This is a genomic window from Tumidithrix helvetica PCC 7403, assembly GCF_965232925.1.
In the GTDB taxonomy this organism is placed as follows: domain Bacteria; phylum Cyanobacteriota; class Cyanobacteriia; order Pseudanabaenales; family Pseudanabaenaceae; genus Tumidithrix; species Tumidithrix helvetica.
On record NZ_CBDDRA010000016.1, the window covers coordinates 120721 to 132745 of the forward strand.

A 12025-nucleotide genomic window follows, 5' to 3' on the forward strand; every position below is an offset into this window, starting at 1 on the left:
AGCGTAACATGATTGATGTAGGGTAGTCTTGGACAATTGCTATGGTCTTAGAAGAAATCGATCGGTTGTTGGCTGACTGGAAAAACAAACTTGACCCGATCAGTCAAAATCTGATCGATCTATGCGGTCTCCTCACTTACCAAAGATTGTCGGGAGCAGCGGGATTTAGCCCTGTCAAACTTACAGGTATCTCTAAAATAAAAATAGATCCCGCGCTAGAGGCATTGAACGAACTGTTTCAGCACTTTGACTTGCTAACCCAAACTATCGACAAAGCCAGAAGTCTCCGAGCTGCTATGCCCCGCTTTTTAGGCTCTGAGCCAAAAGCCCAAGAAATTCTCCAGATTTTGACCACCGCATCGATTCAGTTGCCAGCGATTAGAACGCCCCTAGCCCAAAGAGAACTGCTCTCAGCCGCAGAGACCATCCATGCGATTACACCAACACAATTGCTGGTGGCTATGGCGAAAACTTTTGAGGTGGTCAAAGAGACCGTGATAGCAGTCGATCTGATCTGGTCTGACTTAGAGCCGCAGCTAGATCGAGCAGAAGCTGAAATTGTAACTATACAGAAACAGGGTGAATCCATAGGGGCAATCGACCTTAGAGAATTAGAGGCATCTAGACAAGCGATCGCTGCTATACGCGATCGGATCGAGACCGATCCGCTAGGGACTCGTGCGAGTTTCGATGATATCGAACGGTTAACCGCCAAGATGCGAAGCGATCTCGACCAATTAGTCCGCGCCCAAGCAAAGCTAAATGACGGGTTTACCCATGCCAAGGTGCTACTTAAACGATTAACTGCATTGAACCAAGAAGCGATCGCCGCCTTTGCCGAAAGCCAAGAAAAAATTACCGATTGTGCTGACCTTTTCCCTCCTTTACCTTTGGAGTACATTGAGGCAGTGGGGCAATGGTTGCAAAGATTGGAAAGCAAGCTCAAAGAAGGGCTGAGCAGCCCTGTGCGCGTGGGCTTAGAGAATTGCACGACCAAGATTAGCGAATATATCGCGATCGAGACCAAAAATATTGCGGCAAATCGGCGATCGCTCCAGACTCGCCAAGAGTTGCGCGGACGACTTGAAGCGCTGAAAGCCAAAGCGATCGCCAAGGGACATGCTGAGGATATGCAGTTAGCCATCCTAGCCGATCGAGCGAAGCAACTCCTTTATACGCGCCCCACCCCGTTAAATCAAGCAGAAGAAACGGTCAAGCAATATGAGGTTATGCTAAATTCTAAATCAAAAGCCTGTGGCTGAGTCTTATGCTCAAACGAATTTTTAAACGGATTGTCAATCTGAAGTGGAGTCATTCTAATGGACGGTGAATCTTGCAATCGCAGTGGATGTACGGGCATTATTGAGGATGGATATTGCAATGTCTGTGGATTAGCTGCAACAAAATCTTCGGGTGCGGGACAATATAGCGCGGCAAGAATGACTTCGGGCACAAATTCTCCAACTTCACCTCAAACAAGTGGAAAAGGAACTGGAAGGAGTTCGCCAATTACAACTGGAACTGGTTCCTCGCCGCTCACCAATCGTTCTAAGGGGTCGCGGCGCACGAGTCCGACATCGGGTCGCAGCAGTCGCAAACAGTTGGGGGCAGGGTTAGTCTCTATTCCTGAGTTGCCTTCTACCGAGCCTGAAAAGGCAATTATGTTGGAAGCAAAAGTGCCTGAAAACAAGCGCTATTGCGCCAATTGCAATAATCAGCTCAAGCGAGAAAAGGGATTTTGCAGTCAGTGCGGCCAGAAGTTTTCCTTCATTCCTTCGCTTCAGCCCCACGATTTAATTCTCGATCAATATGAGGTTAAGGGAGCGATCGCCTATGGTGGACTAGGTTGGATTTATCTCGGCTTTGATAAAGCCCTATCTCGCTATGTCGTACTCAAGGGGCTATTGAATACGGAAGATGCCGCCAGTGCAGCCGTTGCTGTCGCCGAACGTCAATTTCTTGCCTCGGTAAAGCACGCGAATATCGTAGGGATTTACAACTTTGTCAAGTATGGCACGGAAGGCTTCATCGTCATGGAATATGTGGGCGGTAAGACGCTCAAGGAAATTCGCAAGAGTCGTGGTGCCTTGCCTGTGGCAGAAGCGATCGCCTATATCCATCGCATTCTATCTGCCTTCTCGTATCTGCACCAACAGGGTTTGGTCTACTGCGATTTCAAACCCGATAATGCCATGGTGGAAGGCAATGATGTCAAATTGATTGACATGGGAGGCGTCAGACGCATTGACGATCTCACGGGGGATATCTACGGAACGGTCGGTTACAGCGCCCCTGAGGCAGGTGAAGGCCCAACCGTTGTTTCCGACCTCTATACAATTGGCAGAACGCTGGCAGTCTTACTGACAGACATTCGTGGCTTTAGTAAAGAGCATCTCTATACATTGCCCAGTCCCGAAGAGGAACCTCTATTTAGAGAACAGGAGTCTCTGTACAGATTCCTTTTAAAATCTACCGCAGAGAATCCCGACGATCGCTTCCAATCTGCCGACGAAATGGCGGATCAACTCTTAGGTGTGTTGCGCGAAATCGTGGCAGTTGAGACCAAAACACCCCGCCCTGCCTCTAGCAGCCTATTTGGGGGGGATATGCTGGCGATCGCGGCGAGCAATGATTTTACCCCGATTTTGGCTGACTACCATCAGCTCCCAATTCCCACCCTAGATGCGAGCGACCCAGCGTTTAACGCACTGCTAAATGCGGGTGCGATCGCCAACCCTACCAGACGAGTAGAGAACCTAAGGCAGGTCGTCGAAAAGACACCAAAATCTACTGAGGCGCTGCTGAGACTAGCCAATGCCCTGATTGATACGGCAACCGATACGGAAGTGGAATCTGTCTTAGCAAAGGTAGAAGCACTCGATGCTTGGGACTGGCGTATTCTTTGGTACAGGGGGCGATCGCTGATGGCGCAGGGTAAATATAAAGACGCTCAAGCCGCCTTCGATCAGGTCTATTTCGATCTCCCTGGGGAGCTAGCACCCAAGTTAGCCCTCGCGCTTGCCGCAGAGAGAGCGCAGCGCTATCCCTTCGCGATAAAAATGTACGAACTCGTCTGTCATACTGACCCCAGCTATGTTACGGCTGCTTTTGGTTTGGCGCGTTGCCTTTTGGCGACTGGCGATCGCAATGGTGCAGTGTCTGCGTTAGAGCAGGTTCCGCAAACATCGAGTCTTTTTGCGCGATCGCGTGTAGAGATTACCCGAACGTTAATTAATACAAAGATCTCTGCGCCGAGCAGCCAAGAGTTAAAAAATGCGAGTACGGCGATCGAAACCATTGCACTCGAAGGCATGGAACGCTATCGACTCACCAAGCAGGTGTTAGAAACGGCACTCAATTTGGTCACTTCGCGATCGCTTACCCCCACAACCAGCTTGACCATTTTAGGAAGCCCCCTAGAGGAAATTCATTTGCGAGAGGGCTTAGAACGGTCGCTCAGAGCCATGGCACATTTGGCAACGGGTGATGAAAAAATTCGCTTAGTGGATGAAGCCAACCGCGTCAGACCGAGAACGCTGTTTTAATAGGTTTCTGCGTTCTTCTATGGGTTTTGCCAAGAGCAAGATCGCTGGATAAAGAAAATGGGTATTCTAAGCTATTAGGTGAAATACTTATCTCAATTTTTTGGAATTGACTTCTAGAGAATGACTGCAATTCTTGATTCTTTTTACAACAAAATGGATAGTTCGTTGATATGAATTGCCCCAATTGCCAAATTGTCGTTTTTCCCACCGATCGCTTTTGTGAGGAATGCGGTATCCCACTGGTAGCAGATGTTCCCCCAGATCCCCCAAAAGCTGTTCAAGTAAATGGCTGTAGCAAGTGCGGAGCCTCATCCACGGCGATTGATGTCGAGGGATATTGCTCTAGCTGCGGCTTTCGCAATCCTACGGTCGATCGCGATCGCTTTGAAGTGTTGCTATCAAAGGATCTTGCAGGGGTATGCGATCGAGGACTAAAGCATCGCAGCAATGAAGATTTTCTCGCCTTAGAGTCCTTAGAAAATCCCCAAGCCCAGATTCTCGTTGTCTGCGACGGTGTTTCTAGTTCGCAAACTCCCGAACTTGCCTCCCAAACCGCCGCAAAGACCACCGCTGAAGTTCTTCGTACTAGACTGAATCAGGGTGAGACGCCTGAGTTGGCAATGCGTGCGGCGATCTCGGCAGCTTTGCAAGCAGTATCGGCAATTCCTTACAAACCCCATGTCAGTGCCGACCCACCCTCTACCACGCTTGTGGCAGCAGTCATTCACAAAAATCACGAGCAGGAGCAGGGGCGTATTGCCACGATTGGTTGGCTGGGCGACAGTCGCGCCTACTGGATCGATCCTAGTTCTGAGTCAAATTCTAAACAACTAACGGTAGATGACTCCTGGCTGAACGATATGGTATCGTCTGGCAAAATGTTGGAAGCCGAAGCCCTGCGATCGCCAAATGCCCACGCGATCACAAACTGGTTAGGAGCCGATGTCAAAGACAGTGCTGAGCCTTCTACGATCGATTTCTCAATCCCAGCGGCGGGTTATCTATTGCTATGTACAGATGGGTTATGGAACTATGTACCAGAAGCTTCACAAATCTTTGCGTTAATCCAGCAGATCCCAGCACAACAGGTATCTGGTGGGGATGCCACCACAATTTGTCGTCACTTGGTTGATTTTGCCCGATCGCAGGGCGGACACGATAACATCACCGTTGCAGTTCTATACTTAACCTAAAGATCGAAATAGTATCTTCTATGTCTATGCAGTTTAAAGCTGAAGTTTTTCAAAATCAATTTTTGCCACAGGGAGCGAGAGAAGTTCATGCCATCATGACCGTTTCAGCCGAAGGGAGTGCGGCAACCTCTGCCCCTATACGTACTACCAACGGTGAGAAATTGTTTGGCATTATTTGTGATGTCTCGGGCTCCATGGAGGGAAATAAGATTCATGCTGCCAAAAACGCCATGATTCAGTTGGTAAATTTATTGCCAGAGAATGTCTTCTTCTTTGTGGTTACGGGCTGCGATCGCGCCAATCTAACCGTTTCGCTCGCCAAAGCAACACCTGAGAACAAACAACGTGCGATCGCAGCGATTAAAGGCATTCAAGCTGGCGGAACTACGGCAATCTCGACTTGGCTCACCAAAGCCCTAGAACAGTTTCAGAGGATGCCCAATGCCCTGCGTCAAGCACTGCTGCTAACGGACGGACAAAATGACAAGATGGACGAACGTCCGCTTACTACTGCCCTACTTGCCTGCGAAGGTATGTTTCAATGCGATTGCCGTGGAGTGGGAACGGATTGGCAAGTTGCCCAACTTCAGAAAATTGCTGGCAAGCTTTTAGGAACGACCGATATTATTCCCAGCCCCGCCGCGATCGAGGCAGACTTCCGCAACATCCTCGACAAAGCCATGAGCAAGAGTATTAGCGATGTGGCAATGCGAATTTGGACGCCGCAGGGAGCCAAAATTCTCTTCTGCAAACAGGTTAGTCCTGAAATCGCCGAACTCAGCGATCGCGGCAGAGTTATTAAGCCACAGGTCATGGAGTATCCCACAGGAGCATGGGGTAAAGCAGAATCGCGAGATTACCACTTTTGCATTGAGGTGAATGCAGGAAATGTCGGAGATGAAATGTTAGCAGGTCGCGCCAGCCTGATTTGTACCGTGGATGGCATCGAGGATAAAGTCGCCGAAGCTCGCATTCTGGCGATCTGGACAGATGATGATGCCAAATCAACCAAAATCGATCGCCGAGTAGCCCATTACACTGGACAGGCAGAACTAGCACAATCGATTCAAGAGGGATTGGAAGCACGCGCCAGAGGGGATGTTGAAACCGCAACTGTCAAACTCGGTAAGGCGGTTAAACTTGCCCATAACTCTGGGAACGAAGCAACCGCAAAGCTGTTGAGAACCGTAGTGGATATCGAAGATGCTCCCACAGGCACGGTCAAACTAAAACGCGAAGTTGCCAAGGAAGATGCTATGGCATTAGAAACTCGCTCTACCAAAACGACTCGTATTCCTAAAGATCGCTAATTGTTTATGTCCATATAGTTTATGTCAACTTATCAATGTTCTAAAGGTCACGCATCGGTTGAGTCAGACTACTGCTCTGAATGTGGGGTTAAGATTGCGGGAAGTGTCGCATCTGCGATCGCAGGCGCAATGCCAACTTCCAATTCGTCAAGTTCTCAAGTCTGCCCCGACTGTGCTACACCCCATGAGATCGGAAGCGGTAAATTTTGTGAAATTTGCGGCTATAATTTTCTAACGGGCGGTCATGGAGAGGTTCCTGTCGCCTTAACTCCTACGCCTCCTCCTTCGATAGCGACAGTGAAACAAGCGGCGATCGCTTCAAATCCAGTGCCACTCACCCAAACTCCTTCGGTAAATAGCGAGGCTTCAAGTAGCGAACCCAGCAAGATCTTGGCATGGGAGCTGATCGTCTCTATCGATCCATCGCTTGCCTATGCAGACAGTCCGCCCCCTCCCCGCGATCGCGCTTCTACGACCTTTCGATTAGAAAAGCCCAGCAACCTGATCGGACGTACCAGTGAGTTACGCGCCATTCATCCCGAAATCCCGCTCGATTATGATGATGCCGTTTCCTCTCGTCATGCCTTGGTAAATCGTCAACCCGATGGCTCGTTCGTACTGCGCGATATTGGTTCTTCCAATGGCACAATTCTGAATGGGATAGAAATTAAAGCTTTGGTAGATATGCCTCTTAAAAGTGGCGATCGCTTCACCCTCGGACATTGGACTTGTATTGAGGTGAAAGCAATTCGATAATGTTACAAAGATATCGTTATTAAGCTTGAGGGTACTTCTGTTAATCTAGTTTGTGTTCGTTCTCTCGCGAAGGACTTTCATTTTGAGCAATCTGCCTAATTCCATCCCTCAGCCTGCTTGGTGGCAACTCTTAAGTTGGATCGCCGATCCGTTAGGATTTCAGGACATCTACCGCCAAAAATATGGTGACATCTTTACGATGCACTTGAGTGGACTCGGATCGTTTGTCCTGATTGGCGATCCGAAAATGATTCAGGAGATTTTTAACCAAGATGCCAAGCAGTTTGATATAGGACGAGGGAACAAAATTGCCGAACCCCTAGTTGGGCAATACGCTTTAATGATGATGGAAGGCGATCGCCACCGCCGCGAACGCAAACTATTAATGCCACCCTTTCATGGAGAGAGGCTCCAAATCTACTCCCAACAGATCTGCCAACTTACCAAGCAGGTTGCAAGCCAATGGCAAGTAGGTCAACCCTTTATTGTGCGAATTTCCATGCAGCAGATCAGTTTGGCAGTAATTATGCAAATTGTTTTTGGCTTGAGCGAAGGGGAACGCTACCAGCAACTCAGCACCTTACTCTCTGATTGGCTCGACATGATCGATTCTCCTTTACGTTCTAGTATGCTATTGATGCCATTCTTACAGAAAGATTGGGGAGAATGGAGTCCTTGGGGAAGAATGAAGCAACGACAACGCCAAATTCACGGACTGCTACTAAAAGAAATTACAGAGAGAAGAGCCCTAGGCGATCGCGGACAGACAGATATCCTCAGCTTGCTGATGGCGGCGCGGGACGAGCAGGGACAAGCAATGACCGATGAGGAATTGAGAGACGAACTGATCTTCATGCTGTTTGCGGGGCATGAAACCACAGCCACAACCCTCGCTTGGGCTTTCTATCAAATCCATCGCATTGCGGACGTGCGAGAGAAACTGCTAAGCGAACTTGACAGTTTGGGGGAATCTCCCAATCTTATGGAGGTCGCTCAACTTCCTTACTTGTCAGCGGTATGTCAAGAAACCTTGCGAATGTATCCAGTGATTCCGACCTTATTTGCTCGTATCACCAAATCGCCGATCGCGATCGCAGGCTATCAGTTTGAGGCAGAGACCTATTTACTGCCAAGTATCTACCTCGTGCATAATCGCGAAGACCTATATCCCGAGCCTAAGCAATTCAGACCCGAACGATTTTTAGAGCGCCAGTATTCGCCTTCTGAATATATTCCCTTTGGGGGCGGTAGTCGTCGCTGTTTGGGATATGCCCTAGCCCAGTTAGAAATTAAATTAGTTCTGACAACGGTTTTAGCCAATTACCAACTTGCCTTGGTCGAAGATCGCCCGATTAAGCCCCAACGACGAGGATTTACCTTGTCTCCTGCGGGAGGCGTGCAGATGGTGATGACTCAAAAATGCTCTTCTACTTAAGAAATGGTCATGCCTGACCAAAGTAAGATTCATTACGATTCATTGATTCCATCGTTTACGCATGGGTAATGAATCGCCTAAAATAAACGAATGTAGATTAAATTTTTTAGGAGCCAAAACGAGTGCTGGACTCAAAACAGATCGATCGCGCTGGGACAAATTCTCCAAAACCTATTGCCGAGCAAAGTTTGTCTGCGTTTAGCCAGCCTAAAACCAGCGATCTCCATGTGGTAGAGACGCGTCCGTTGCTGGCTCCTGTTGCGATTAAAACCGATTTGCCCCTTACCAAATCCGTGGCGAATGTGGTGGCTAGCGCCCGCGATCGCATCCGTCACATTTTGAATGGGGAAGACAATCGCCTTTTGGTGATCGTTGGGCCCTGCTCGATTCACGATGTTAAGGCGGCGCGGGAGTACGCCGAAAAACTAGCACAATTACGCGCAGAATTAGACGATGCCTTGGAAATCGTGATGCGGGTTTACTTTGAAAAACCTCGCACGACCGTAGGTTGGAAAGGGTTGATTAACGATCCCCATCTCGACGGCAGTTTCGATATCAACATGGGAATTCGCCTTGCCCGTCAATTGCTGATCGATGTGGCTGAACTGGGACTGCCTGCGGCGACTGAACTATTGGATCCGATTATTCCCCAGTACATTGCCGATGTGATTTCTTGGACGGCGATTGGGGCAAGAACCACAGAAAGTCAAACCCACCGCGAGATGGCATCGGGACTCTCTATGCCTGTAGGGTTTAAGAATGGCACGGATGGCAGTATCGACGTAGCAGTAAATGCGATGCTCTCAGCCCATCAATGTCACCGTTTTCTCGGTATCAACCATGAAGGCATTGCCAGTATTGTCACCACCACGGGAAATCCTGATGGGCACTTGGTCTTACGCGGTGGCAAACTAGGCCCCAACTACGACGCGGTGCATGTGGAAGCGATCGCCCATCGGTTGATGGCACGCAAGATTACCCCCTACATGATGGTTGATTGCAGCCATGACAATAGCGGTCAAGATTACAAGCGCCAACCTGATGTGCTCCAAGACATTTGCAAACAAGTGCAGGCTGGCTCTCAGTATATTGTGGGCGTGATGCTTGAAAGTCATTTGGTTGCTGGCAAGCAGTCCATCCCTAAAGATAAGTCCCTACTGGTTTACGGTCAGAGCGTTACCGATGGCTGTGTAGACTTTGCCACCACTGCGGAAATGCTGCGATCGCTGGGTAACGCCGTCAGAACCAGTCGATTGAAATAGTTGTAACAAAAGAATAGGGGTAATTCATGAATTACCCCTATTCTTTTAACTGCGGCGTTTGGTCACCTGATCGGCACTATCGAGGATCTTTGCGGAGATCGATGCACCTGTGAGCATGACATCAACTTGGCTGGAGCGTTTTTCTAATGCTTCAAGCAGTTCTGTTTCAGTAAAGAGCGATCGCTCGATTGCCAAACCAATTTCATCTAAGACAACGAGCCCATAGTCACCGTTTTGAATTGCGGTTTTGGCATATTGCCAGAGTTCTATCACAGCCTCAATTTCAGCTTCTGTGAGTTCTCGTTCCAAATCGTCAATGTTGCGATCGACATTGCAGCGCAGCCACTCTAGGTTTTCTCCGAGGCGGCGAGGATTGGCTACACCTTGGTTAATTCCACCTTGAAAAAATTGGATCACGAGTACAGATGTACCTTGCCCTGCAATTCGGAGGGCTTGGGCGATGACATCGGCATACAAACTGCGATTTGGGGCAATAAATACTTGAATGGTTCCTTTAGGAGGGGTTACAGTCAGGGTCACGGGGGGCTGTTTTTCCTTTTTACGATTTTGTTGAGCGCGATCGGTTGGGACTGCTTTCGTGGCGTTCACTTGAGTGGTTTTGATTTGGGCAACCATATAAATCTAGTGCTTCAAGTAGGTTTGAGCATCATACCAGACACTAGATATAGATCAAGCTGTTCGTTGCAAATTAACGCGATCGCAGGGATGTAAAAGTTTATGGCTACTATTAAACCCTATCAATGTGGGGGAATCGCTATATAGACTACGATAAAATGTAAAGCCAAAATGCAAAAATCAGACATAAGTAACACTTCTGATTTTATCTTCTAACCCCCCAATCTTAATTCAGCAAAATATGAGCCAACAGCCCGTTAATCAGCCTTGGAGTCAGCGTTTTGAGACTGCACTAAACCCTGCGATCGCTCGTTTTAATGCCAGCATTGGGTTTGATATTCACTTAATCGAGTACGATCTGACGGGTTCGCAAGCCCATGCCCAAATGTTGGCGAAGGTGGGCATCATCAGCGCCGAAGAAGGGGAGCAACTGGTCAAAGGGCTAGAGCAAATTCGTCAAGAATATCGGGATGGCTATTTTACGCCAGGATTAGAAGCAGAAGATGTGCATTTTGCGGTCGAACGCCGCCTGACTGAGCTACTGGGAGATACAGGGAAGAAATTACACACAGCGCGATCGCGGAACGATCAAGTTGCCACCGATGTCCGCCTGTACCTGCGCGATCAAATCCAAAAAATTCAAGCCGATCTGCGTGTTTGGCAAGCTGCTCTTGTCGCGAAAGCCGAGCAACATATCGACACCATGATTCCGGGCTATACCCATTTACAGAGGGCGCAACCTGTCTGTTTGGCGCACCACCTGCTTGCCTATTTTGAGATGGCACAACGCGATTGGCAACGCCTCACGGAAGTTTACAGTCGGGTAAATATCTGTCCTCTGGGTTCTGGGGCTTTGGCAGGGACTCCTTTTCCGATCGATCGCCACTATTCAGCCGCGTTACTAGAATTTAGCGCCCCAGGCAATAACAGCCTCGACGGTGTATCCGACCGAGATTTTGCCGTGGAATTTCTCTGTGCTGCCAGTTTGATTATGGTGCATCTCAGCCGGCTTTCAGAAGAGGTAATTCTTTGGTCGTCGCAAGAGTTTAGCTTTGTCACGCTCAGCGATCGCGTCAGTACGGGTTCGAGCATCATGCCCCAAAAGAAAAATCCCGATGTGCCCGAATTGGTAAGAGGAAAAACGGGACGGGTATTCGGCCATCTTCAAGCCATGCTCACGTTGCTCAAGGGACTGCCGCTTGCATACAACAAAGATATGCAAGAAGACAAGGAAGCGATCTTTGATGCGGTGATCACGGTTCGCTCCTGTTTAGAAGCGATGACTGTCCTGATCTCTGAAGGGATTGAATTTCAACCGACACGTTTAACCTCAGCCGTTGCGGAAGACTTCTCAAATGCCACGGACGTAGCTGACTATCTTGCTGCTAAGGGCGTGCCTTTCCGCGAAGCTTATAACTTGGTAGGAAAACTGGTAAAAACCTGCACGAGCGAAAGAATTTTGCTGAAGGATCTATCCCTAGAACGCTGGCAATCTTTCCATCCCAAATTTGAGGATGATATTTTTGCCGCGATCGCGCCCGCTCAAGTTGTCGCAGTGCGCAATAGCTATGGGGGCACGGGTTTCGATCAAGTCCGCCTTCAATTAGAAGCCGCCAAAAAAGCCTTAATGCCATAAACGGCTAATGACGACGGTTTCTGAAGTGGTAAGGGATTTAGTCTTAGAGAGTGTTTGAGAAATCTAGAACCTCGTATAGATTTCTACTTTTACCCTCCTTCATCCCCCCTTTGCAAGAGCAGGGCTGTTTCATTCTTGAGATAGAAGAAATAAAAAAGATAAATATAGGTAAATATATGGTTGTTTACCTATATTTAGTCTGAAAGACGTGGAAAAGAGCTTAATTGACTATCTCAAAGAGATCCCCGATTT

9 protein-coding genes are annotated in these 12025 nt (G+C 48.6%); 8 read left to right on the forward strand and 1 reads right to left on the reverse strand.

Annotated features, from left to right (window positions below; all coding sequences use genetic code 11):
* Window positions 1–41: 41 nt before the first annotated feature.
* The 7 genes from ACP2WE_RS15790 to ACP2WE_RS15820 all read left to right on the forward strand — a co-directional run bounded on the left by ACP2WE_RS15790 (window position 42) and on the right by ACP2WE_RS15820 (window position 9501).
* Entirely contained in the window at window positions 42–1262 is a 1221-nt protein-coding gene (locus ACP2WE_RS15790; protein WP_425216504.1) for a hypothetical protein, read from the forward strand.
* Between the two features lie 57 nt (window positions 1263–1319).
* On the forward strand, window positions 1320–3545 hold the full coding sequence (locus ACP2WE_RS15795; RefSeq protein ID WP_425216505.1) for a serine/threonine-protein kinase: 2226 nt from the start codon (window positions 1320–1322) through the stop codon (window positions 3543–3545).
* A 170-nt stretch (window positions 3546–3715) separates the two neighbouring features.
* Window positions 3716–4738 (forward strand): PP2C family protein-serine/threonine phosphatase, encoded by a 1023-nt coding sequence (locus tag ACP2WE_RS15800; RefSeq protein ID WP_425216506.1) that lies wholly within the window; start codon window positions 3716–3718, stop codon window positions 4736–4738.
* Between the two features lie 20 nt (window positions 4739–4758).
* The gene (locus tag ACP2WE_RS15805; RefSeq protein WP_425216507.1) at window positions 4759–6048 is read left to right on the forward strand and encodes a vWA domain-containing protein; all 1290 of its coding nucleotides are present in this window, start codon (window positions 4759–4761) and stop codon (window positions 6046–6048) included.
* Between the two features lie 21 nt (window positions 6049–6069).
* Complete coding sequence (locus tag ACP2WE_RS15810) at window positions 6070–6804, forward strand: FHA domain-containing protein (protein WP_425216508.1); 735 nt, start codon at window positions 6070–6072, stop codon at window positions 6802–6804.
* Window positions 6805–6883: 79 nt separating this feature from the next.
* Window positions 6884–8239 (forward strand): cytochrome P450, encoded by a 1356-nt coding sequence (locus ACP2WE_RS15815; RefSeq protein ID WP_425216514.1) that lies wholly within the window; start codon window positions 6884–6886, stop codon window positions 8237–8239.
* 188 nt (window positions 8240–8427) lie between these two features.
* The gene (locus ACP2WE_RS15820) at window positions 8428–9501 is read left to right on the forward strand and encodes a 3-deoxy-7-phosphoheptulonate synthase (protein ID WP_425216515.1); all 1074 of its coding nucleotides are present in this window, start codon (window positions 8428–8430) and stop codon (window positions 9499–9501) included.
* Between the two features lie 45 nt (window positions 9502–9546).
* On the opposite strand, the gene ACP2WE_RS15825 is transcribed toward ACP2WE_RS15820, so the two are convergent.
* On the reverse strand, window positions 9547–10137 hold the full coding sequence (locus tag ACP2WE_RS15825) for a cob(I)yrinic acid a,c-diamide adenosyltransferase (protein WP_425216509.1): 591 nt from the start codon (window positions 10135–10137) through the stop codon (window positions 9547–9549).
* A gap of 241 nt (window positions 10138–10378) precedes the next feature.
* Between ACP2WE_RS15825 and argH the strand changes: the two genes are divergently transcribed.
* On the forward strand, window positions 10379–11773 hold the full coding sequence (argH, locus tag ACP2WE_RS15830; protein ID WP_425216510.1) for an argininosuccinate lyase: 1395 nt from the start codon (window positions 10379–10381) through the stop codon (window positions 11771–11773).
* Window positions 11774–12025 lie beyond the last annotated feature (252 nt).